This is a genomic window from Streptomyces sp. NPDC001450 (assembly GCF_053597295.1).
Map to the genome: position 1 here is coordinate 25,071 of NZ_JBSFHY010000056.1, position 22,822 is coordinate 47,892.

16 protein-coding genes and 6 pseudogenes are annotated in these 22,822 nt (G+C 69.3%); 3 read left to right on the forward strand and 19 right to left on the reverse strand.

Going from position 1 to position 22,822, the window contains the following annotated elements; translation table 11 throughout:
• Positions 1–10: 10 nt before the first annotated feature.
• Together ACWC5O_RS40445 and ACWC5O_RS40450 are read right to left on the reverse strand one after the other, a co-directional pair.
• The gene (locus ACWC5O_RS40445; protein WP_450591453.1) at positions 11–1,282 is read right to left on the reverse strand and encodes an ABC transporter substrate-binding protein; all 1,272 of its coding nucleotides are present in this window, start codon (positions 1,280–1,282) and stop codon (positions 11–13) included.
• Between the two features lie 253 nt (positions 1,283–1,535).
• Positions 1,536–3,221: a glycoside hydrolase family 13 protein gene (locus tag ACWC5O_RS40450; protein WP_450591452.1), complete on the reverse strand. Its 1,686-nt coding sequence runs from the start codon at positions 3,219–3,221 to the stop codon at positions 1,536–1,538.
• 645 nt (positions 3,222–3,866) lie between these two features.
• On the opposite strand from ACWC5O_RS40450, the gene ACWC5O_RS40455 reads away from it, so the two are divergent.
• Positions 3,867–4,892: a LacI family DNA-binding transcriptional regulator gene (locus ACWC5O_RS40455; protein WP_450591450.1), complete on the forward strand. Its 1,026-nt coding sequence runs from the start codon at positions 3,867–3,869 to the stop codon at positions 4,890–4,892.
• Positions 4,893–5,398: 506 nt separating this feature from the next.
• Here the strand turns inward: ACWC5O_RS40455 and ACWC5O_RS40460 are convergent.
• From ACWC5O_RS40460 to ACWC5O_RS40470, 3 genes are all read right to left on the reverse strand, one after another.
• On the reverse strand, positions 5,399–5,629 hold the full coding sequence (locus tag ACWC5O_RS40460) for a transposase (RefSeq protein WP_450781204.1): 231 nt from the start codon (positions 5,627–5,629) through the stop codon (positions 5,399–5,401).
• A 38-nt stretch (positions 5,630–5,667) separates the two neighbouring features.
• A complete protein-coding gene (locus ACWC5O_RS40465; RefSeq protein ID WP_450591448.1) occupies positions 5,668–5,859 on the reverse strand; it encodes a hypothetical protein in 192 nt (63 codons plus the stop codon).
• Between the two features lie 650 nt (positions 5,860–6,509).
• Positions 6,510–7,037 carry a hypothetical protein gene (locus ACWC5O_RS40470; RefSeq protein ID WP_450591446.1) on the reverse strand — a complete coding sequence of 176 codons (528 nt, stop codon included), beginning with the start codon at positions 7,035–7,037 and terminating at the stop codon, positions 6,510–6,512.
• Positions 7,038–7,244: 207 nt separating this feature from the next.
• Here ACWC5O_RS40470 and ACWC5O_RS40475 point away from each other — a divergent pair, with 207 nt between their 5' ends.
• On the forward strand, positions 7,245–8,456 hold the full coding sequence (locus ACWC5O_RS40475) for a PP2C family protein-serine/threonine phosphatase (RefSeq protein ID WP_450591493.1): 1,212 nt from the start codon (positions 7,245–7,247) through the stop codon (positions 8,454–8,456).
• A gap of 660 nt (positions 8,457–9,116) precedes the next feature.
• Here the strand turns inward: ACWC5O_RS40475 and ACWC5O_RS40480 are convergent.
• Together ACWC5O_RS40480 and pknB are read right to left on the reverse strand one after the other, a co-directional pair.
• Positions 9,117–9,359, reverse strand: a pseudogene (locus ACWC5O_RS40480) (GNAT family N-acetyltransferase); the annotation flags it as partial.
• Positions 9,360–9,420: 61 nt separating this feature from the next.
• Positions 9,421–11,364, reverse strand: coding sequence for a Stk1 family PASTA domain-containing Ser/Thr kinase (gene pknB, locus ACWC5O_RS40485; RefSeq protein WP_450591445.1), 1,944 nt, complete (start codon positions 11,362–11,364; stop codon positions 9,421–9,423).
• 900 nt (positions 11,365–12,264) lie between these two features.
• Between pknB and ACWC5O_RS40490 the strand changes: the two genes are divergently transcribed.
• Positions 12,265–14,574: an NACHT domain-containing protein gene (locus ACWC5O_RS40490; RefSeq protein ID WP_450591443.1), complete on the forward strand. Its 2,310-nt coding sequence runs from the start codon at positions 12,265–12,267 to the stop codon at positions 14,572–14,574.
• Between the two features lie 88 nt (positions 14,575–14,662).
• Here the strand turns inward: ACWC5O_RS40490 and ACWC5O_RS40495 are convergent.
• The 12 genes and pseudogenes from ACWC5O_RS40495 to ACWC5O_RS40550 all read right to left on the reverse strand — a co-directional run.
• Positions 14,663–15,090, reverse strand: a pseudogene (locus ACWC5O_RS40495) (transposase family protein); the annotation flags it as partial.
• Between the two features lie 216 nt (positions 15,091–15,306).
• Positions 15,307–15,675, reverse strand: a complete 369-nt coding sequence (locus ACWC5O_RS40500) for an ArsR/SmtB family transcription factor (protein ID WP_450781206.1) — start codon at positions 15,673–15,675, stop codon at positions 15,307–15,309.
• 194 nt (positions 15,676–15,869) lie between these two features.
• Positions 15,870–16,292, reverse strand: coding sequence for a hypothetical protein (locus ACWC5O_RS40505; RefSeq protein WP_450591440.1), 423 nt, complete (start codon positions 16,290–16,292; stop codon positions 15,870–15,872).
• 88 nt (positions 16,293–16,380) lie between these two features.
• Positions 16,381–16,731, reverse strand: a pseudogene (locus ACWC5O_RS40510) (transposase); the annotation flags it as partial.
• A 22-nt stretch (positions 16,732–16,753) separates the two neighbouring features.
• Positions 16,754–17,179 (reverse strand): annotated as a pseudogene (locus tag ACWC5O_RS40515) (IS5 family transposase); the annotation flags it as partial.
• Between the two features lie 94 nt (positions 17,180–17,273).
• Entirely contained in the window at positions 17,274–17,597 is a 324-nt protein-coding gene (locus tag ACWC5O_RS40520; RefSeq protein ID WP_328664893.1) for a hypothetical protein, read from the reverse strand.
• Between the two features lie 256 nt (positions 17,598–17,853).
• Positions 17,854–18,396 carry a GNAT family N-acetyltransferase gene (locus ACWC5O_RS40525; protein WP_450591439.1) on the reverse strand — a complete coding sequence of 181 codons (543 nt, stop codon included), beginning with the start codon at positions 18,394–18,396 and terminating at the stop codon, positions 17,854–17,856.
• 792 nt (positions 18,397–19,188) lie between these two features.
• Positions 19,189–19,844, reverse strand: a pseudogene (locus ACWC5O_RS40530) (transposase family protein); the annotation flags it as partial.
• Positions 19,845–19,892: 48 nt separating this feature from the next.
• Positions 19,893–20,000, reverse strand: a pseudogene (locus tag ACWC5O_RS40535) (family 1 glycosylhydrolase); the annotation flags it as partial.
• Positions 20,001–20,074: 74 nt separating this feature from the next.
• The gene (locus ACWC5O_RS40540) at positions 20,075–21,670 is read right to left on the reverse strand and encodes a sodium/solute symporter (protein WP_450591438.1); all 1,596 of its coding nucleotides are present in this window, start codon (positions 21,668–21,670) and stop codon (positions 20,075–20,077) included.
• Positions 21,667–22,011, reverse strand: a complete 345-nt coding sequence (locus ACWC5O_RS40545) for a DUF485 domain-containing protein (protein WP_450591437.1) — start codon at positions 22,009–22,011, stop codon at positions 21,667–21,669. Before ACWC5O_RS40545 ends, ACWC5O_RS40540 begins: the two co-directional genes overlap by 4 nt.
• Positions 22,008–22,661, reverse strand: coding sequence for an adenylate kinase (locus tag ACWC5O_RS40550; protein WP_450591436.1), 654 nt, complete (start codon positions 22,659–22,661; stop codon positions 22,008–22,010). Before ACWC5O_RS40550 ends, ACWC5O_RS40545 begins: the two co-directional genes overlap by 4 nt.
• Between the last annotated feature and the right edge of the window lie 161 nt (positions 22,662–22,822).

Consider the following 22,822-nt stretch of genomic DNA (forward strand, 5'->3'; position numbering starts at 1 on the left):
GGCCGGCCGGTCAGCTGCCGCTGCCGGCCTGCTTCAGTTCCTGGGCGAGATCGTGGAGTGCTTCCGCGGAGCTCTTGCTGCCCTGCAGTGCCTGGTAGATCTCGCGCTGGATGCGGAGGCTGGCGTCGTTGTAGGCGGGGACCTGCGGTCGGGGGCGGGCGTTGAGCAGGCTCTGGCGCAGTGCCGACAGGTAGGGGAAGCGCCGGGAGAGCTCCCTGTCCGTGTACAGCTCGGTCAGCACGGGCGCGTTGGAGAGGTCCTCGACCTCGACGCGCTGCACCTCGGGGCTCTCCATGAAGGCCATGAAGTCGAGCACGGACTTCGGGTGCTTGGAGTAGGTGCTGAGGGCGAGGTTGGCGCCGCCCAGCGTGGAGGCTCCGGGGCCGTCGGCGCCGGGCAGCGGCGCGACCCCGACCTTGCCCGCGATGGTCGTGTCGGAGCCCTTGGTGTTGGCAAGGCTGTAGACGTAAGGCCAGTTGCGCAGGAAGAGCAGGCCGCCCTTCTGGAAGGAGCGGCGGCCGTCCTCCTCCTTGTAGGTGATGGCCTTCTTGGGGATGTAGCCCTGGCGGAAACCGTCGACGAGGAAGTCGATGCCCTTCTTGGCCTGCGGGCTGTCGACCGTCACCGAGCCCTCGGGACCGTAGACGGAGCCTCCGGCCGAGTTGATCGCCTCGCTGGCGTTGACGGTCAGTCCTTCGTACTGGGCGAACTGGCCCGCGTAGCAGTCCATGTGGTGCCGCTTGGCGATGCCGCAGTCCCCGACGAGGTCCTTCCAGGTGGCCGGCGCCTTGCCGACCAGGTCCTTGCGGTAGAAGAGGAGCGCTCCGGCCGAGGCGATGGGCGCCCCGTAGAGGTCCTCCTGGTACTTGGCGGTCTGGACGGCTGCCGGGAGCATGTCCGCCACGGGAAGCGAGCCGGGTTGGAGCTTGCGCACCCATCCGCGGGCGGCGAACTCCGCCGTCCAGACGACGTCCATGGCCACCGCGTCGAACCGGTCGCTGCGGGCCTGGAAGTTCTGCACCAGGGTGGAGCGCTGCTCGTCGGCGGACTCCGGCAGCTCGATCAGGGTGACCTTCTCGTCGGGGTGCCGCTTGTTCCACACGTCGAGGATCTTCGACTGCAGCTTGCCCGTGGTGTCCTTGCCCATGGCGAGGGTGAAGGGTCCGCGGCCCTCGGCGTGCTTGCCCGCGGTCCCGTCCGGGGTCGTTCCGGCACAGGCGGTGGCCGCCAGCAGGGCGGTGCACGTGAAGGCGGCGGCTGCCGCGGCTCTGGCGTTTCTCATGACTGCTCCTTTGCGGTCGCGACCCGGTCGGCGACCGGGACGCAAGGGCCGAGGCCCGGTCGGGCTGCGGCGATATGAACGTTCAAATCCGTGGGCGTGAAGAGCCCTGACGGGCGTGAGGGGCTACATCGGTCGATGCCTCGGTGAGGTGCCGGGAGCGTCAGGTGCGCCCGGACGCCGGACAGGCGGGAGGGAGGGTGCCGACGGTCCTGTCACCGCGCCAGGCCGTCATGGGGCCGCGGCCGGCCGCGACTTACTCCCGGGCAGGGCCCGGAGCGGTCCCGGTGCGCGGCCGGACGGGATCCCGCTCGAGGAGCCACCAGGCGGCACTGTTGGCGGCCAGCTTTCCATCGTCGCAGGGCACGCTGGACAGTACCGGTCGGCCGGGCACGGGAGCGGCGACGGGTGAGTCCGAGAAGTTCACGGCGCACACGAAGCCGTCGCCGCGGGTGAAGACGATGCTCTCCGGCGGCCCGGCGAGCCAGCGCAGCTCGGGGTCGCGCAACGGGGCGAGGCCGCGGCGCAGTTGCAGGGCGTCGCGGTAGAGGTGCCAGCTCGACGCGCCGTCACGTCGCCTGCTCTCCACCGAGTACGCGGCGAACCAGTCCGGCTGGGGCAGCCATGTGCTGACCTCACCTGCTGCGGAGAAACCGAAGGGTGCCTGTGTCCCCGACCACGGCAGCGGCACCCGGCATCCGTCCCGGCCTCGTTCCGGGTCACCGGTGGCGGTCACGATCGGGTCCGTCAGGACGTGCGGCGGCAGGTCGGTGACCTCGGGCAGCCCGAGTTCCTCGCCCTGGTAGAGGTAGGCGCTGCCGGGCAGGGCCAGCATCATCAGCGTCGCCGCGCGGGCCCTGGCCGCCCCGCGCTCCAGGTCGGGCAGGTCGCCGAGGCCCCGGGATCGGCTGTACCGGGTGACGCTGCGCTGCTGGTCGTGGTTGTTCAGCACCCAGGTGACCGGGGCGCCGGTGGCGGCTATGTCCCGTAGCGCGGCGTCGATCCGCAGGCGGAAGGCGTCGGCGTCCCAGGGGGCGTGGAGCAGGTCGAAGTAGAACGCCTGATGAAGTTCGTCCGGGCGCAGGTAGAGAGCCTGGTCGGCCGGGGTCGGCACGGCCACCTCGCCCACGAGGACGCGCTCCCTGCCGTCCGCGGCGGCGTACGAGTCGCACAAGGCGCGCCAACCGCGCCACACGTCATGGACTTCCGGCTGGTTCCACGCCAGCGGGTTCACGGCGTCCCTTGCGACCTCGTCGGCGTCCGGGTCGGGCGAGTCCGGCAGTCCCGGGTGCTTGTACAGGCCGACGGCGACATCGATACGGAAGCCGTCGACACCCCGGTCCAGCCAGCACCGCAGGACGTCGTCGAAGTGTTCCGCCACTTCGGGGTTGCGCCAGTCGAGGTCGGGCTGGTGCGGGGTGAACATGTGCAGGTACCACTGTCCGGGTCGTCCGTCGGACTCTCGTACGCGTGTCCAGGCAGGTCCGCCGAACATGGCGCGCCAGTTGTTGGGCGGCAGCTCCCCGTCGCGCCCGCGGCCGTCCGCGAAGTGGAACCGGGCCCGGGCCGCGCTGCCCGGACCGGACCGCAGGGCCTCCTGGAACCAGGGGTGCTGGGAGGAGCAGTGGTTGGGCACGACGTCCAGGAGGACCTTCAGACCGAGGCGGTGCGCGTCGTCCACCAGTAGGCCGAACTCGTCGAGGTCGCCGAAGAGCGGGTCGATCGCACGGTAGTCGGCCACGTCGTAGCCGTGGTCGTACTGCGGGGAGGGGAAACAGGGGCCGAGCCACACGCCGTCGACGCCCAGGGCTGCCACATAGGGCAGGCCACTCCTGGCACCACGCAGATCACCTACGCCGTCGCCGTTCCCGTCACGGAAACTGCGCAGGTAGATCTGGTACATCACGGCATCACGCCACCACGGCAGGCGGGGAATCGCCATCGGACACTGACCTTTCGGGCAGCCGGCATCGACCGGCGGACATCGGGCCCCAAGGGCTCGGAAGCTCCGGCGGGGCGGCAGGCGTGAGCCGCTTTGAAGAGCCGGCTCGGTCGGGGGGAAGTCGGTTCATGTCGAACTGCGGGCACCTGTGCGTACCTGCGGACAGCCGCACCCGGACCGCGCGGCACCCGGAACCGGCCGGTGGGACGGCGGCGGGCAACAGCGGAAGACCTGGCGTGGCACGCAGGGCACCGCGCGGGGCTTCCATGCGCAGGATCAGCCGCCTCCGGTGGGAGGGGGCTGACCGGGGTAATTCAATTTGATCGTTCATATGAACGTTCAAATCGGGGTGGGCAAACCAAAGCACCGCGCTATCCGGCTGTCAACCCGTCCTGCGTGACGTTTGCCGGGACGCGCACGGCCGGCCGGCCCTTGCGCGGACCCTGGCTCCTGGAGAGCTCGGTGCCGCCACCCCCGGACCAGCGGCCGAGGCCGTGGCGTCATGATCCTGCTGGCGACGACCACAGCCCTCGCTCCGCCGCGTCCGCTCGGCCCGGCCATTGACTCACCCGGTCCGCTGTGTCACCGTTGAAGAGCCATGTTTGAACGATCAAATTCAGCGCCCATCGTCCGCGCACCGGCGCCGTGACCGCCCGTCGGCCCAACCCAGAGGCGCTCACGATCATCGAGGTGGCACGCGCCGCCAAGGTGTCCCGCCAGACGGTCTCGAACGCCCTGAACGCCCCTGAGCGGGTCCGTGCGGAGACCCTGCAGAGGGTCCTGGCCGTCATTGACGAACTGGGATACCGGCCGAACCGGATGGCCCGGTCACTGCGCACCCACCTCACCCGCCAGATCGGCTACCGCCTCGACCCGGACCGTTCGGACACCGCAAGCGTCCTGCAGGACCGCTTCCTGCACGCCCTCACCAGTGCGGCCGAGGCCGACGGCTACCTCCTGCTGCTGCTCAGCGCCGGCCGCACCAGCGACGAACTCAGCCGGTACAGCGACGTCCTGCGCACCGGCAGCGTGGACGCCTTCGTCCTGTCCGGCATCGACCCCGGGGATCCAAGGCCAGGCTGGCTCGCCGAGCGAGGCGCACCCTTCGTCTGCTTCGGCACTCCCGACGAGTCTCTCCCCGACCTGCTCACGGTGGACGTCGACGGGGCCCGTGGCACCGAGCTGGCCGTGGACCATCTCGTCGCCCGCGGCCACCGCGACATCGCCTTCCTCGGCTGGCCCCGCGCCTCCGGACCCAGCGAGGCCCGCAAGCACGGCTGGCAACGCGCCCTGCGCAAGCACGGCCTGGCGCCCGCCTGCTCCGCAGGAGCGCTCGACACCATTTCGGACAGCACCCGGGCCGCCCTCGCGCTGCTCGACCACAACCCCAGGCCGACGGCAGTGGTTGCCGCCAGCGACACCTTGGCCATGGGCTGCTACGCCGCCGCCCGGCAGCGAGGTCTGGAGATCGGTCGCGACCTCGCGGTCACCGGCTTCGACGACTCGCCCATCACCGCCATCGTCACCCCGTCGTTGACGAGCGTCCGCCAGCCGCTCGACGAGGTCGCCCACATCATCATGCGACTGCTCGTCAGCCGCCTCGAAGGGCGAATGCCCGACAACCCCCGGGTACTGCTGGAGCCCTCGCTCGTCCCACGCGACAGCACCTGACCCGTGCCCGGCACCGCGCCTGCGGACAAGGCCGCCCATGCCGATCGAGGCACCCCCGAAGGGTTCCGTCAACCACAGCCGCGCCACGCAACGCAGCGGCCGGCCTGCGTGAGGACGACCGTACCGACGGGGCGGAGTGCGATGCCTGTGGTGTCTCCCGCAGCCTGAGCAGGTCATGGACAGCCGGGCAGGTTCCAGGGTGCCCCGCGGTTCGGCGGAGAGGCTGACGAGGCGCGCGGCCGCTCGCACGCAGAGGCGGGTAGAGGACAGCCCGCTGACCGGCCGTCATCAACACCGACAGCGGCTTCTGCCCCTGCTCGACAGCGAGGTGGATCTTGATGCTCAGCCCGCCCCGGGAACGTCCGAGACCGTGGTCGGCCGGCTCGACGGCGAGACCGCCGGGCGGCCTTTTACAGGTCCCCTTTTCCGACGCCCCGGCGGCGTGCTGATGGGCCCGGCAGACAGTGGAATCGACGTTCACGGCCCAAGTGATCAGGCCCTTCGCGTCAGCCTCGGCCTGGAGCAGGGTGACGATCCTGGCCCAGGTGCCATCGCGCTGCCAGCGGCGGAACAGGGTCGTAGACCCGGTCCCAGGGCCCGTAGCGTTCGGGCACATCGCGCCAGGGCGCACCGGTCCGGGTCCGCCACCGTATGCCGTCGACCAACTGCCGACACGTCCACACCGGCGGACGCCCCGGCCTGACGCCCCGCGGCAACAACGGCTCCAGCCGGGCCACTGGCTGTTCGTCAGATCATCACGCCCCACAGGACGTGATCATTCACGACCGCAGGCGAGGAGAGCAGCGGTGGTGTCGGTGCCCGCGAGGAGGAGGGTCATGACCTCGTCGTGGATCTGCTGTTGGGGCAGGGGTTGGCCGGTGTGATCGTCTCGGGCGGCGAGCAGTACGGTCAGCAGGTCGGGGCTGGGGGTGGGGTCGTTCCGGCGGTCGTCGATGAGTTGCGCCACCAGGCGTGCAATCGGCGTACGGCTGGGATGTAGGCACGGTTTTCGCGGGTGGGCAGTGCGTGGAGCCAGGGGTTGGGCAGCGCAGCGCGCTTTCCGACGCCGGCAAGGGCGACGGGCAGGTGCATGGTGATCTCGTGGACGGCGTCGCCGGGCAGGCGTACCGGGTACAGGCAGCGGGTCAGGGCTGTGGCGGCGATTGGTAGCGGGTCGAGCGGTAGTGGAACCAGCGCACCGACGAGATCCAGTTGCGCATGTTGAACAAACACGACTGCACCGCCTCCCGTTCCAAGTCCGGGAGCCGCTCGGCCAACAGACACGCACCCTGCCCGGAGCCGCGTCTCGAAACTGCCGTACGAGTTCGATCCGGGCGACTACGAGCAGATCCTGCACGATGTGCGTCACGACATCGCGCCCCGGCTGGGCTGGCAGCCTGCCGCTGCGGAAACGGCGCCGGACTGAACCGTCCACGGCTGTGGCCGACGGGCCGGCGCGCCTCAACTGTTCGCCGGCTCTCCGAGCAGCTTCCCGGTGCGGCGTCGGTCGGCCTTCCCGCCCAGATCTGTCGCGGTGACACCACCTCCGTCGCCCCGGCCTCGCGATACCGCCCCACCTCGGCGGCGACGGTCTCCTCATCGCTGATCACCGCGAGGTCACCGACTCGGGAGCCGCCGGAGAGCCGCTGACTCGGACACAGCGAAGTTCCGCAGCCCGTGGTAGGCCGCATACTGCCTGCGCTGGACCCGGGTGACCTCCCCGCCAAGACCGAGCAGCACCTGGTCGGTGGCCTCCGCCAGCGCTCCGCCCTGCCCACGGACAGCCGGCCGCCCGGCCGCGCACAGGCGCAGCCCCTTGGCGGCAGCCGCATGCCCCGTGGCGGATGCCACGTGCTCAAGGCCGATGTGGTCGTTGCCGAAGAAGCGGCAGCGGACCAAGTCGATGCTGCGCCGGTGCTCGCGTACGGCGTGCACGTCGTAGCCGGTGAATTCGCCGGCAACACTGACCAGCCGAGGCCCGCTCCACAAGACCTGGGAGGCGGCCGGGCCCCCGAGCCGGTCGACGACCGGGCTCCGGAAGACGTCCTTGTGAGCCATCAGCCACGCCATGTGGTGGAGGCTCCGGTTGATCAGACCTGCGTCGGTGCCGCGCATGTCCTCGACGATCACGGGCGAGTTGTTCACGTCGCGCCCGAGCGAGTCGATCCACCCGCCGTCGACGCAGTCGATGACAGTGGTGATCTTGATACCGGACCGGCTGATCGCCTGGCAGGCGCATGAGGTGTGCCCGGTCGAGCCAAGCCGACCGCCCTGGCCGCCGCCCTCGCCCTCGCCGCGGGCTTGCCTGACGTGAGAGAGGGCGGGATCGGTGTGAGACTGGGCACGGAAGGGGTGATCCCCGTGTCGGACCTACCGCACACCGTGTCCTCCGGTCCCGACACCGCCGTCGACGAGCATCGGCTGGAAGAGCTGATCATCGAGGCGCAGCCGGCCCTGCCGGTCGAACTGCCCGCCCTGGCGAACCGGTGCGCCTCGGCCCTCGGCCTGGACACCGCGCTGATCTACCTCGTCGACCTGCAACAACGGCTGCTCATCCCACTCGACGAGGCCTTGGAGCCACTGCCGGTGGACCGCTCGTCGGCCGGCTGGGCGTACCGAACGGTGTCCCCGCGGGTGGCCGAGGCCGACGACGGCTTGATCGTCTGGATGCCTCTGGTCGACGGTGCGGAGCGGCTGGGCGTGCTCGAGGTGCGGACCGCATCTCTCGACGGGGTGCTAATGCGCCGCACCCGCATGCTGGCCCATCTGTTCGCCATGCTGATCACCTCCAAGCGCACCTACAGCGACTGGCTCGCCGCCCGCACCCGCACCGCGCCCATGCAATTGCCCGCCGAGATGCTGCGGGCCTTCCTGCCACCCCACACCATCGGCAGCAGCAGGTGCGTCTCGACCGCGGTCCTGGAACCGGCGTACGACATCGCCGGCGACGCCTTCGACCACTCGGTGGTCAAGAACATCCTGCACACCATGATCCTCGACGCCATGGGTCACGATCTGACCGCCGGCCTGACCACGTCGATCGCCATGGCTGCGGCGCGCAACGCCCGCCGCAGCGGTGGAGACCCGGCCGACGTCGTAGGCTCCGTGGACCAGGCGCTCGCCCGGTGGGTGCCCGACCACTTCTGCACCGGCGTAGTGTGTCGGCTCGACGCCGAGACCGGGTTGCTGCGCTGGGTCAATTGCGGTCACCCCCCACCGCTGCTGATCCGTGGCGAGCGGGTGCTCGACGGGGCGCTGGACACTCCCCCACAGCCGCCGATAGGCCTGGTCGGCCCCCTCGCCCTGGCGGCCCGGCAGGTCCACGAGACGACACTGCAACCGGGCGATTGCGTCCTGCTCTACACCGACGGTGTCGTGGAGGCGCGCGACGCGGACGGTGCGGAGTTCGGCCTCGACCGGTTCACCGACTTCATCATCCGCTCCAATGCCGAGGGCCAGCGCCCGGCCGAGGTGCTGCGGCTGCTCATCCACGCCATCCTCGATTACCAGCGCAACCAATTGCGGGACGACGTGACCATCCTGCTCTTCGAATGGCGCCCGTAGCACCGGTGACGCGGTAGTGCGCCAAGGCTCGCTGTGCTGGTACGCCGTATTCGACCGGGTCGGGAACTCGGCCGGCACCTCCTCCCCGGTGTCCGGTCTTGGAATCCGATTCCAAGTCAATGCGTAGCTGTGCGGCGGCCTCGGACGCGGAAGCGCTGTTGGCTGACAACATCACGTGAGATGGTGAGCCGTCCATGTCTCGTCCGACTTCGTCTCTGGACAGGTCAGGGCACCGTGCGGCGGCAGGATCGGATGAGACCGGATGAGAGGGGACAGCAGGCGCGGCCGCAGTAGACGGCGTCCCCGCGGCGGGAGCCGCCGACGAAGGTGATCATGCCGCAGAGCGGGCAGGTCAGCAGACGCCTGGTCGACGACTGGCACGTGCTTGAAGAACTCGGCGTCTCGCGGGGCGACAGCGAGATGGTGCCGGACCAGCTGGCTCGGGGCATGGAAGACCTCCGCACTCACCCCGAGCACCGCCAGACTACGAACGGATCACCCGCCCCGCACGCGCATCCGCATCAGCTGTGCCTCACGGACCACTCGCCGCGTGCGGACACCGCTTATCCGGCGGCTGGGTACGTACGCAAGTGTGACGTCGTTTCGACGCGAGATCGGGCGTCGCGCGCTTGCACGACTACCCGATGTGCGCGACTTCGAGAAGTCACCGGCCGGGTCGCGGGTCACGCCGATGCGGCGCATCACTGACTGGGAACGAAGGTTGTTGACGGTTGTCGACGCAACCACTTCCGGTAGTCCGAGGGCCTCGAAGCCGAAAGCCAGGCAGGCCAGGGCAGCCTCGGTGGCGTGACCGCGACCCCACGCCGAACGCGCCAGCCGCCAACCGATGTCCAACCCCGCGACCGGCGTGTCCTCGCCCACCTCGTCCAAGCCGACAGAGCCTGACAACCTGACCATGCCAGCCGAAGTGACACCCCGCGCCCGCCCACGGCGGGAGGCCCGGTCACTGCGCGCCGGACGAGACCCAGATCCTGATGGTGCCGCCGGGATCGATGCGGCTGGAGCTGCTCGGCTCCTGCCTGACGACCTCGCCGCTCGGCCAGACCTTGTCCGGAACGCGTTGCACCTCCAGCTTGAAGTGCCCGATGTCCGCGCAGATACGGGCGTTCGCCACGGTCATGTACTGGAGTGACGGCGCTTCGGGCTGTTCATCGGTCGCACTGTCGCAGCCGGAGAGCTCGCCGACGGCCCTGGGGTCACCTCCGGTGGAGATCCAGACCTTGACGGTGCCGCCGACGGCGATGTCCTCCGTTCCCGGCTCCTGTCGTGCTACCTGGCCGGCCGGTATGAGCCGGTCCTGGACCTTCCCGGCCTCCTCCAGCTTGAGATGGGCGATGTCCGCGCAGATCCGGGCGGCGGCCGGGGTCCTGCCCTTGAGCCAGGGAGTGGAGACCTTGCCGTGCTGCTCCTCGACCTCGCAGTCGGCAAGGTCGCCCTTGGCCCTGGGATCACCGCCCGTCGACACCCAGATGGTGATGGTGCTGCCCCGCTTGACCGACTGGGAGATCTCCGGTTCCTGCCGCGTGACGGTGTCCTTGTCGTACTTGGCCCCGGTGGTGGTCTTCTGGTCGATCTTCAGTCCGGCGATCTCCGCACAGGTCTGTGCCTCGGCGGGTGACATGCCCGTGAACGAGGGTGGGTTGAAACCGCCGCCCCAGGAGGCCGTCGGATCGCACGAGAGGTATGGTCCGGTCGCCCGCGGATCCGGGGTGTGGGCGAAGTCCGGGAACACGTACCGTGCGCCGAACACGCTCGCGGCCACCAGGGGCGCGCCGACGAAAACCGAGGTCCAGGCGACGATCCTGGCGTTGCGCAGAGCCCGCCGGTGAGCCTGCTGCCTGCTCGCGACGAAGCGGAAGGTCCCAGCGAGGGCGTCGGCCGCGCCGGCGTCCGCGGCACCGGTGCGGACCGTGAATGTCTCGGCTGCACCGGCGTCGTCGGTGACGTCCTCGGCCATGGACGTGGGGACGGAGTGGAGTGAGTGGGTGGGTGCTTCGCCTGCGGCGACCCGGCGGATGTCATCGGCCATGGCGCGGGCGCTCGGGTAGCGTCCGGCGGGATCCTTGCTGAGGGCGCGGGCTACGACGGCGTCGACGGCCGGTGGCAGCGACGGGTTGAGCGAGGACGGGACCGGCGGCGGCTGCTGGACATGCTGGTAGAGCACGCTCATCGTCGACTCGCCGTCGAACGGCGGTGTGCCGGTGACCAGTTCGAAGAGCATGCAGCCGACCGAGTAGAGGTCGGAGCGGGCATCGGCGGGCTTGCCCTGCGCCTGCTCGGGCGAGAGGTACTGGGGCGTGCCGAGCACGGTTCCGGTCCGGGTCATCGCGGTGGCGTCCGACTGCAGCGCACGGGCGATGCCGAAGTCCATCACCTTGACCGCGCCGTCGCCCGTCGTCATCACGTTGGCGGGCTTGATGTCCCGGTGGACCAGCCCCTGCCGGTGGCTGCACTCCAGGGCGTCCAGCACGGCCGAGGTCACAGCCAGGGCGCGGTCCAGCGGGACCGTGCCACCGACAGGGGCCGCGGCCCTCTCCCGGATGAGCTCGCGCACCGATCGGCCCTGTACGTACTCCATGACGATGTACGGCACGACGCCGTCGGGCCCGGCGTCCTCGCCGCTGTCGTGCACGGCCACGATATTGGTGTGGTTGAGCGCCGCGACCGCCTGGGCCTCACGGCGGAAACGCTCGCGGAAGGAGGGAGCACGGGCCAGGTCCGCGTGCAGCGTCTTCACCGCGACGGTGCGTCCCAGCACCGTGTCGTGGGCGCGGTACACGGACGCCATGCCGCCCTCGCCGAGGGGTGCCTGCAGGACGTAACGGCCTTGCCCGACCGAGCGGATCGGTCCCACCGCGTGCAAGTTCTCGGTCTCCTCGACGTCCATCGTCCCCGCCACTTCCCCCCAGCTGCCGCCTCGGTGCGAGGCCCCCACCGTGTGAACGTCGACTTCGGTGGCGCCCCGCCGGCCGAGTGCGGCGATCGCAGCCCCTGTTGACGAGCCTTCACCGACCGTCACCAGTGCTGCCCCAGCCGCGCGGCGGGCGTGGTGTGCATGACAAGCGACCGTAATGCGTCAGTGTAGCCGAGTCGAACCGATTGCCCTCTGCCGGCGTTCGCCTGAGTGCCCCGCGGCCGGTCGCCCGGTAGGTCATCAGGTGAAGCCTGAAGCCTTTCATGGCAACGCCGACGTTTCAGACTCGGTCGTTCTCCCGTGTCGAGCCCGGAACACGGGCCGTCGCCAAATTGCCAGGACAGTTCTCACGGCCCTGCGGGAGGAGCCTCTACTTCGTCCGCCCCGGGTGGACGGACCTCCCCGAAAGGCTCCAGAAGCTCTGGCAGGGCCAGGCGCCCGAGGCGGCCCCGCTCCCGCCCGCTCCGCCGGTCCCGCATCCACATCCGCACCCGGGCGAGGAGCAGGCGAGCGCGGTGTTCTGCGGCGACAGCCCCAACCCGCGTGACCCGGCCGTCTATCGCCTGGATGCGGCCGGTCATTCACCTGCACGGAGAACGGCCGCTCCCCCGCGGAGCCCCCTTCGACACGCACGGCCAGAGCGGCTACGGCATGCTACTCGGCTTGCGCTGGCGCTGGCGCTGGCGCTGGCCGCGGGAGGTCACCGAGGGTGCAGAGCTCACCGCCACAGCCGCGGTCGTCGGCTTCGGAGGGCTCGTGCCCGAGTCGTGCGTGCTTCTCTGTTGTTCGGCCATGAAGGAAAACGGGCCCCGTCCAGGACGCGAGTGACCGGGTTCGGCACTTGGCCGTTGGTTGGGTATGCGATGGCGCTGGATGGTGGCATGGTCGCTATGCGCCGTGGTTGCCGGCGGGTTGATGTTGGTGTGGACCCTGTGGAGTCCTGACCAAGTCTCTGCTGCTGCCTCGGTGCTCGGGACTGTGGTCGGCCTGCTCGGGGTCCTGGCGGTCTGGGCGTGGCGGGGCAAGCCTCACCACAAGAGTTCCGACACGGGGCAGATCGCGGAGACGGCACAGGCGCTCGCCCGTATGGTTCGACGCCAGTGGGAGGACGAGGCCGTCCTGCGGCAGCTCTTCGAGCCCACACCGTTGCCCGTGATCTGGGCTCCCTGCCGACGCGGGGAGCTTGTGGATCCCCGCATCCAGTCGGATACCGGGCTCGTGTGCCATGCGCATGAGTCCGACGAGCTGATTGACACCTTCCGGAGGGCTACGCGGCAGCGCATTGTGGTGCTGGGGCCTGCCGGTTCGGGAAAGACGACCTTCGCCGTCCTGCTTCTTCTCGCCCTGCTGCGAACGCGCGCATCCGATGACCCGGTACCGGTGCTGTGTCCGCTGGCCTCCTTCGACCCGTCACGCGAGAACGCTCGGGACTGGCTGCAGCGCCGGGTCACCGAGGACTACCCGGCGCTGGGGGATGCACAGCGGTACGGCACCAGCTCCGTCGTGGAGCTGCTCACAGAGCACCGTCTGGTGCCCGTACTCGACGGGCTCGATGAGGTACCCTCCGCGCGGCGGACAGTAGTTCTGGCAGCCCTCAACGACACCCTACCGACGAATGCGCCACTCGTACTCACCTGCCGCACCGACGACTATGCGCGCGCCGTAAGGGAAAGCACGCCTCTGGCGAATGCAACCGTGCTGGAGCCGGTGCCTCTACGCGTCGGCGATACGCTCGCCGCATTACGCCTCGCCGCTCCGCCGGAGCGCCGTCACGCGTGGGAAGCCTTGGCCGAGCTCCTGACCCAGAACCCGGATTCTCCGGTCGCTCAAGTCCTGACGAGCCCTCTGATGGCCACCCTGGCCCGGTCCGTGTACGCCAGCGGTGCCCGTAACCCCACCGAACTGACCGACCCCCGCCGCTTTCCTGACGTCTCCGCCCTCGAGCACCACTTGCTGGATGCGCTCATTCCAACTCTCTATGCGCGCTCACGGCAACAGAATCCCGCCAGACGCTGGGACTCGCAAAGAGCCCAGCACTACCTTTCGTTCCTCGCACAGGGGCTCAGCGGACAGGGCACCCTCGACCTGGCCTGGTGGAAACTCCACACATGGAGCTCGACCCTGACCAAGCCCTGGCGGCGCGCCACCACCTGGCTGGCGATTACTCTTGTCGGACACGCTGTCACCAATCCGCTCCTGGTGCTCTTCTTCGGGGCGCCGTTGCGGGACGTGCCACTGTGCATGCTGCAAGCGGCTGCGGTCGTGCCTATGTTCCTGCTCAGCAGCCGGGTGTCGGCGCCCTTGGCGAATACGGGACGTCGGACTGCCGTCTCTGCCCTCGTGGCCCTCAGCGGAGGCTTGGCCGCCACCCCCGCCACCGTGCCTTACATGCCCGGCACGAACGTTGCGCAGAAGTTTCTCGTAGCCACCGCATTCGTCGGCATCTGCCTGTGGCTGGTTCTTCTCGCCGCGGGCCTGCCGAGCCCACCAGACCTGCCGAGCCGTGGCCGCCCAAGCATGGCTCACTGGCGACGACGTCTGCCCCGCGCAGTGGTCAGCGTGGTATGTGTCGCCGCCTTCTTCGGGCTATTTTTCGCTAGTTACGCGGCATACGTGCACCGAGAGGGGCATCCGCGTTTCCTGGCCAGCCTGCGTGACGGCCTGGTCATCGGTGCCGTCCTGGGCGTTGGACTCGCCTTCTTCCGCTGGGTCCGCGCTGCCTCCGCTCACGATGATCAAGAGACTGTGGAGGGGACCCTGCGCGCCGATCGTTTGCTCGCAGTGCTCGGCGGAGGAGCCTGCGCAGTTCTTTTCGTGCTGCCCGACGCCGGCGTCAGGACGAGTATCTGGTTCACCAACACACTCACAGATCTCGCGATCGTTACCGCCTTCAGGCTCCTCGACGTCGGGGTCATCGGGTTCGTACTCGCACTGGCCACCTGCGCCTGGCCGTACTACATCGTTACCCGGATCCAGTTCGCTGTCCGCGGTCAACTCCCTTGGCGGCTCCAGGCATTCCTTGCAGACGCCCACCGTCTCGGCATCCTGCGCAGAGTAAACTCGACCTATCAGTTCCGCCATGCCCGACTACAAAACCGTCTTGCCGAAAGCACTCGCCTACCGGAGCCACGTCTACCTGCTGACCCACCAGGCGCACACACCGGGGCAACGACCTCACCGTGAGCGGTGCCGCCTGTCCAGGTGCTCAGTTCTTCCTGCGGGAAGGACACCGAAGTTGGACGAAACACGTGACATTGAGCCTCTTCCAACCTCACGTTGATGTGTGATGGAGGACGAGGACGGCCTTCACGATGTCGGTGATCCTGTTGGTGCTGCAGCGGAGCTTGCGGAGCAGGCGCCAGCCTTTCAGGACGGAATTTTTGAGTCGGCGACCCCGGAATGGGACGCGGACCGGGTGGCCGACGCCCTGGTACGCCTTGTCTGCCAGCATTTGAGTCCCGCGTCGCCGAGCGCGTCGATGATCCCGTGGTGCCTGGCGGCGGTGAGGTCGTGGGTCGAGCCGGGCAGGGCGGGCGAGGCCCACAGCAGACGGCCGAGTGGATCGGTCAGGACTTGGACGTTCATACCGCGGCGTTTGTGTTTACCGGAGTAGTACGGGGTGTCGGCGGCGATCCGGTCGATCGGCAGCAAGGTGCCGTCCAGGATCAGGTACGCCTTCATCCGGGCCGTCTTCATGGCCCAGGCCGTTGCAGCGATCGTCATCTGGCTCCGAGACATCGTCCAAGAGCCATCAGAAACGGCCTCGTTGGCAAGCCTTAGTCACGGGCTGTGATCTGCTTTCGTGGCTTTGTTCACGAGAGACGTGGGCAGAGTCCTCGTGACCGGTGAGGCATACAGCCGCCCAGCCACCACATAGTCGGCACAAAACCCCGCCGAACCGGATAGACGACAGGCTCACAGCAGACCGCTCGCCCGGAGAGTCTGCTGGTAAAGGACGCGGTGGCGGACACGGGTCCTGGTGACCAGTCCGGAACGATGCAGGATCCCCAAGTGGTACGAGACGCTGCTCGCGGCCAGGAAGTGGCGCTCGCACAGTTCAGTGGTTGTTCGTGGGATCTCGAGATCGGACAGGAGCTTCGCTCGGGTCACCCCTAACAGTGCTCCCGCGGGGGACGTCGTCGCGGGTTCGGCGCCGGGCCCGGGACAGGCGGGGTAGACCAGCATAAGGGGGCCAGACCCGCTGGGCCTCGCGCACGTACCACGTCTGCCCGGGCACCGAAAACTACTGGAACGGCTACCAGTAAACACAGCTGGGTATCGCATGGCTTGGCGCGCCGAGCTGCTCAACGAGTGCCCCCGCACCTGGGCCGTGGGCGCGCACGCCCAACTTCACAGCAGCCGCTGCATCGGCCCGGGGCGGCCGTGGCCGGCCTGTTCGGCCAGCTGCCAGCAGTTCTTCCGCTCGACGCCGGACAGTAGTCCGAGTACGGCGGTTCCCGTTCGCTCCGGGGGCGGAGTCAGCTCCAGCGGCCTGCGGCGGCGGCCTCGGCAACAAAGTCCTCGAACGACCTGGGCGGTCGGCCGAGCGCACGCTCCACGCCCTCGGAGACGCCCGCGCCCCGGCCGTCGCGGATGTCCACGAGCTGGCCGGTGAGCAGACGAGCGACGTCGGCCGGCACGCCCTCGGCGACCATGCGGTCCGCGAAGACGTCGGGGTCGACGTCGAGGTGACGGGCCGTCCGGCCGGTGGCAGCGACGATCAGGTCAGCCGCCTCGCCTAAGCCGATCGCCCGCGGGCCGGTCAGCTGGTAGATCTGTCCGCTGTGGCGGCCCTCGGTCAGCGCCGCGGCGGCGACCTCGGCGATGTCCTCGGCGTCGACGAACGGCGTGCGCCCGCCACCGGTAGGCAGGGCGAGGGTTCCGGCCAGGATGCCCGGCAACCAGAAGGACTCGCTGAAGTTCTGTGCGAACCAGTCGGGTTGCAGGATGGCACTGGCCAGAGTGGTGGTTGCGGGCGGTCTTGTCGGATCACATCGCGATCGAGCGCCACTGCTTCAGCTTGTTGAAGCACCGCTCTACGACGTTGCGGCCCCGGTACCGCTGACGCCGCTCATCGCCGAAGTCGATCGGCCGGCCCGGCCGCTTGCGGCGGTGAGCGATCTGGTCGTCGCGTTCTGGGATTGTCGTGGCGATGCCACGCTCGCGTAGCCAGGCCCGGTTCGCCTTGGACGGGTAGCCCTTGTCCGAGAGCAGGCGGTCCGGGCGCTTGCGCGGACGCCCGGTCGCACCGGCGACGCGTATCTCGTCGAGCGTGTCGGGCAGCATGGTTGTGTCCGCGGCCTGGCCGCCGGTAAGGATGAACGCCAGTACCCGTCCCTTGCCGTCCGCGACGACTGGTCGTCAGCCCGCCGCGGGAGCGGCCGATCGCGTGATCAGCGGGTTCATCACCGAACTTCTTGTAGTTCGACACCGCCCCTGTGTCCCGTGGCAGGGTCGCGCCGTGCTGATGGACGCGCACGATCGTGGAGTCGATCGACGCGATCCACACGACGTCGCCGCCCTGGTGGGCCATCTCCTGGACCTGCTCGAGCACGCGCGCCCACACCCCAGCCTTCGACCACCGATCGAAGTTCTTGTAGATCGTGTTCCAGTTCCCGAACCGCTCCGGCAGATCCCGCCACGGCGCCCCGGTGCGGAACCGCCACGCCGTCGCCTCGACGACCGTGCGTCGATCGACAGGCGGGCGGCCCGTGGCCTTCACCCCCGGGAACAACGGCCCGAGCGCGGCCCGCGTCTCATCCGAGATCACGTCACGCGACACAAGCACAAGGCTGCGCCCGACGACTTCGAAGACCCTCTAGCAACACGCTCCAAGGCTGACCGAGACTCGTTGCCCGCGCGCACGACGAAGCGTCTACTGGTCAGAAGGGATCGGTGAACGAGATCGGCTTGCCGGTGGCGTGCGCGTATGCGATCTCCCTGCTCGTGGACTCGCCGACATACCCGCCTGGGTTGACGACCAGAACCCGGTCTGCCAGGTCGATCTTGCGCAGGTGGAGGGCGTCCAGCGCGGTCTTCTGCTCGTTGGTGATCAACTCGTCTGCTTCGTGATCCTCGGCGCGCAGGAAGACGCCTGGCGCGACGACGATGACACCTGCGAAGGTCAGATCACGGTTCGCCGCGCTCATCTCGTCCACGAACCGGGTAGAGCCGCAGATGCAGACAATCTCAGGTCGGTCGGGCACGGCTCAGTCCTTCGGGTCGAACGGGAAACCGTCAGTGTGCGTGCAGACATCACAGAAGGGAATACGAGCCAACAGTTTACGCAGCGAGATGGACACCAACGCGGCCGCATCGTCGCAGGCGGGAGGCGCGGCTCGTGCTGGGAACGACGCTGCTCGACGCCGAAGTCTGGGGTGCACCCGGCTCACCAGCTTCCTTTAGCAACACGGCCTAGCGGCGGTAGCAGATGCGGCCCGTCCTTGACGGTCGGACGGCAACCTAGGCCTTCGAGTCCGGCTTCCAGTCCTGGACGAGGAGCCCGAGCAGCACCTCGTCCAGGAACTCGCCCATGACCCAGGCCGAGGAGCGCAGCACGCCCTCGCGGACGAAGCCGTTGCGCTCGGCGGAGCGCAGCATCGCGGCGTTGTCCGACAGCGTCTCGATCTGCAGCCGCTGCAGGCCGCGCACGACGAAACCGTAGTGGCACAGCACCGCGACCACGTCGGTGCCGTACCCCTTGCCGCGGGAGGACGGCAGCAGCCCCAGCCCGATGTGCGCGGACCGGTTGTGGTTGTCGATGCCCCACAGCGCCGCGGTGCCGACCAAGGTGCCGCCCTCCAGCTCCGCCACGGAGAACTGGACGCGCCCCTGCTCCTTGTCGTCCACAACGAGCCGCGGATCCTTCGAGCCGGGCGTGATCGGCCGCCACGGCCCGCCCTCGGCCCGCGAGGAGTTGACCACGTCGTCGTAGAGCTCGGCCCGCAGGATCGGGATGTCGTCCTCGTGCCGGGCCCTGAGCCCGACCTTGCTGCCTCGTAGCATGCAAGCTTCCTATCCGGCCGGACTGGCCGGCGGCAAATGAATATGCGGTCGCCTCAGTTGTACAGCGGCGGTAGTGGCGCAGGTTGTCGAAGTCATTGCCCTTGTCCGCGTGCAGCTTGGCCGGGCGGCGACGCCAGCTTGAAGTGGGAAGGCAGGGCCTCGCGGTAGCTCGGGGGCGTCGAAGCCAGGCAGCACGGGAGGCCCTCTTGCCGCAGCCTTTCGCGCTTGCGCCCCTAAAGTCCAACGCGCCGTCTCCGTCATGTGACTGCCTCGCGCACAGGTTCGGCAACGCGGCGGACGAGCCGGACCTTGTGCGGTGTTGCGGCTCGGATCTGACGGATGCGGAGTGGCAGGTCATCCGGCCGTTGCTGCCTGGGATAAGGAGGGCCGCTCGGTGGACCCGACGGCCGCGATCGTGGACTCGCAGTCGCCGCGGGCGGCGGCAAACATCCAGCGCTCAACATCCGGCTGGGACCGGCGGGAAGAAGGTGGGCGGCCGCAAGCGGCACCTGGTGGTGGTTCTGGCTGTCGCGGTGACCGCTGCGAGCGTGCAGGACCGCGGCGCCGCCGTCCCCCTGCTCGCAAGACTGCGCGCACGTTCCGCCTCACCGAGCGCGGCCCGCACCCGCTCGGCCTTCTCCCGCAGCCGCGCGACCTCCAGCCGCACTTTCTTCTGCCTGGTTTCAGCAGACCGAGCACCCACTTCCACGAGCGACGCGAGCGAACGAACCGTCCCCATCTCCCCCGCCGCCAGCCGGAGTTCATGCCCAACCAGCCGGAACCAAACGATCAGGCGCGGCGCACGACCTCGACGTAGGCGGCCGAGCCGTGCCGGCACCAGGATGTTCGCGCAGCCCACCCCCATGGTGGCCGCCTCGCGGTCGGGCAGGACCGCGACGCGTCGGCCGGTCTAGGCATCCGTGATGATCGTGACGTAGCGGTGGCGGCGGCGCAGGGCGAAATCGTCCACGCCGATCACTCGCGGGACCGCCTGCTGCGGTAGGCGCCACAGGCGACGCAGCGCGGTGCTGCGGGAAACGGGCACGGCCAGGAAGCCGGCGAGGCGTGTGGCCGCCCGGCCGCATAACTCCCGTGCCGTCCGGGATATCCGCCAGGCAAGCCGCACCGTGCGGTACTGATGAGCGCTCCAGCAGTCCGCGAACCTGCTCGCGGAAGGTCTGCCGCCAGCAACCCAGGACCGGACAGACCAGCTGCCGTACGCGCAGGCGGACGACGACCTGGCGGCCGTCGACCGGCACGTCCGCCACTGTCCGCTGGTGATACCCGTGCACCATCGCCGTCGACGTCCCTCACACCGGGCACGGCATCGCCACATCCCGAGTGCGGGCCGTGACCACCCCCGCGCCACCGCCGTCCGCCACGTCCTCGACGACCAGCACCGGCAGCCCGTAAAACACCGTCACCATAGGTGAGTTGACATCCGCCACCAGGTCGTGGTCAAGGACGGCTACTCGGCGTCACCACCGACGGCTGAGGAAGGTGTCCCAGACGGATGGTCCCCGGCCGTCCTCGGCGACTGCGCGTTCGATCTGGTGGGCAGAGGTGGCCGCACCCCAGACGAAGCCGGGGCGGCAGGCGGTCAAGTCGACAGAGGCACAGCTGTCCTCACTTCGTGGGCGGGACGTGTTCGAGTGCAGTCGACGGTGGACAGACAGGGTCACTGCTCAGGTGCCGGCGCAGGCAGGCCGGTCGCGGCTCCCGTCGTCCGCTCGGTGGTCGTGGGGCTTGTGACGGTGCCGAGCCAGCCCAGGAGGAAGCCGACCGGGATGGAGACGATGCCCGGGTTCTGCAGGGGGAACCAGGCGAAGTGTGCCGCGGGCAGCAGCGAGGTCGGGGTGGAGGAGATGACGGGGCCGGAGGCGATGAGCAGGAAGGAGCAGCCAAGACCGCCGTAGAGGGCGAACAGCGCACCGCGGGCGGTGAAGCGGGGCCAGAACAGCGTGTAGACGAGGGTCGGCACGATGGAGGAGGCCGCGATGGCGAAGGCGAGGAAGGCGAGTGATGACGCGTTCCACTCCCGGGACATCAGGGCGAGCAGGATGCCCAGCGCACCGGCCACGGCCGCCGAGGCACGCGCGGCGGCCAGTTCCCGGCGGTCGTCCACCCCGCCCTTGCGGATCACGTGGACGTACACATCGTGGGCCAGCGACGAGGCCGCTGCCAGGGTGACTCCTGCCGCCACGGAGAGGACCGTGGCGAAGACGAGGCAGGAGAAGGCCGCCGTCAGGAGGTTCCCGCCTACCGACTGCGCGAGCAGGAGCACCGCTGCGTTACCACTGGGATCGGTGGCCTTGACGGTGCCGGTGCCGACGATCGCGGCCGCTCCGAGTCCCAGCACGCCGACCGCCAGGCACACGGCGCCCACCAGGCCGATTGTCCACAGCACCGCACCGCGCAACCGCCGTGTGCTGTCCGGAGACAGCAGACGCATGACGATGTGCGGGAGCCCCCCGACACCGAGGGCCATGGACAGCGCAAGACTGAAGAAGTCGACCCTGCTGGTGGTACTCGCTCCGAAGCGCAGGCCGGGCCGCAGGAACGCCTCCCCGTGGCCGCTGTTCGCGGCCGCCGTGCCGAGCAGGCGGTCGCCGCTCCACCCGAAGCGCGACAGCACCAGGACGGCGGCCACCGCCACCACGGCCACCAGCAGCACGGTCTTGGCGACCTGGATGAACGTCGTCCCGGGCATACCGCCGACCGCGACGTAGAAGACCACGAAGGTGCCGACCGTGATCGTGCAGAGGGCACGTGCCGTGCCCCCGGGCACCCCGGTGAACTGGGCCAGGAGCGCGACACTCGCCGTCAGTTGGGCCACCAGGTAGAAGAGGGACACGACGAGGGCGCAGAGCCCCACAGCGAGACGGACCGGCCGTTGCCGGGCGACCCGGACGCGCTGGGCGACGGTGTCGCCGAGCGTGAACCGGCCCGAGTTGCGCAGCGGTTCGGCGATCAGCAGCAGAACCACGATCCAGCCGACCGCGGTTCCCACCAGATACAGCAGGCCGTCGTAGCCGGTCAGACAGACCAGACCGGTGCTGCCCAGGAGGGTCGCCGCCGAGATGTAGTCGCCGCACATCGCCATGCCGTACCGCAAAGGTGACAGCCTGCGGTCGCCGATGTAGAACTCGCTGATCATGTCGTTGTACGGGCCGGCGACGACACCGGTGAACATGGTGACGACGAGGAAGACGAGGAACAGCACGAGCGGCAGAGCGAGGCCGCTGAGGGGGATGACCCCCGAGGAACTGGTCACTGTGCGCCCCTTTCGTCACGACGCGGATTGGCCTGGCGGGCGCGGATCTCGTCGGTGTGCGGGTCGACCCGTGTGCGCATGTGCCTGGCGTAGCGCCACGCGGTGAGGAAGAGGGTGGCGAACACCCCCAGGCCCAGGGCGAGTCCAAGGGTGAGGTGTCCGGCCAGCGCGAGGTCCACGACTCCGGGCGCGAAGCCGGACAGCAGTATGTACAGCAGGTATCCACCGATGACGAGGACCGCGGCCGGCACCGCGAAGGCGAGGCGGGAGCGGCGCAGTTCGCCGAGGTCCATCCCGCCGCTGGTCTCCTCCGGCGGCGGGGTGGCGTATGGTCCGTTCATCTCGTCACCGCCGCCAGGGCCGCGCTCATCCGCTCCGAGACCTCCGGCACGGTTCCGGATCCGTCGACGTGGACCAGGAGTTGCCGGTCGGCGTACAACCGCAGCAGCGGGACGGTCTGCGCGGAGTGGACCGCGAGGCGCCGCAGGACGGTCTCCTCGCTGTCGTCGGCGCGCCGGACGAGGCCGCCGCCGCAGGCGTCACACCGGTCCGCGACGCGGGGCGGGGAGAACACCAGGTGCACGGTCGTCCCGCAGGCCGGGCACATGCGCCGGCCTGTCAGCCGCCGTACGATCTCGTCGTCCGGCAGGTCGAGGGCGATCACGGCGTCGAGCGCTGTCCCGTGCTCGGCCAGGAACTCGTCCAGAAGTTCGGCCTGCCGCACGGTCCTCGGGAAGCCGTCGAGCAGGAAGCCGTCGGCCGCGTCCGGTTCACCCAGGCGCCGGGTGACGACGGTCGTGGTCAGCTCGTCGGGCACCAGCTCCCCGGCGTCCGTGTGGCGCCGCACCAGCCGGCCCAGTTCCGTACCCTGGCGGATCTCGGCGCGGAACAGGTTCCCGCTGGAGAGCTCCGGTACGGCCAGCAGGCAGGCGAGGACGCGGGCCTGTGTGCCCTTGCCCGCGCCCGGAGGGCCGATCAGAACGATTCGCATGCTCAATTCCTTCAGTTCCTGATCCCTGTAGTCCTGTTCGGTGGTCAGTCCTCGGCTGGGGCGGCGGGGAGTTTGGTCTGGATGAGGTCCATGACCGTGGAGTCGGTGAGTGTGGTGACGTCGCCCAGTTGGCGGTTCTCGGCCACGTCCCGCAGGAGGCG

Coding starts and splice junctions, on each gene's coding strand:
- ACWC5O_RS40445 (WP_450591453.1), bottom strand. CDS start 1,282: ATGAGAAACGCCAGAGCCGCGGCAGCCGCCGCCTTCACGTGCACCGCC.
- ACWC5O_RS40450 (WP_450591452.1), bottom strand. CDS start 3,221: ATGGCGATTCCCCGCCTGCCGTGGTGGCGTGATGCCGTGATGTACCAG.
- pknB (WP_450591445.1), bottom strand. CDS start 11,364: ATGGACGTCGAGGAGACCGAGAACTTGCACGCGGTGGGACCGATCCGC.
- ACWC5O_RS40490 (WP_450591443.1), top strand. CDS start 12,265: ATGGTGGCATGGTCGCTATGCGCCGTGGTTGCCGGCGGGTTGATGTTG.
- ACWC5O_RS40500 (WP_450781206.1), bottom strand. CDS start 15,675: ATGCGATACCCAGCTGTGTTTACTGGTAGCCGTTCCAGTAGTTTTCGG.
- ACWC5O_RS40525 (WP_450591439.1), bottom strand. CDS start 18,396: ATGCTACGAGGCAGCAAGGTCGGGCTCAGGGCCCGGCACGAGGACGAC.
- ACWC5O_RS40545 (WP_450591437.1), bottom strand. CDS start 22,011: ATGAACGGACCATACGCCACCCCGCCGCCGGAGGAGACCAGCGGCGGG.
- ACWC5O_RS40550 (WP_450591436.1), bottom strand. CDS start 22,661: ATGCGAATCGTTCTGATCGGCCCTCCGGGCGCGGGCAAGGGCACACAG.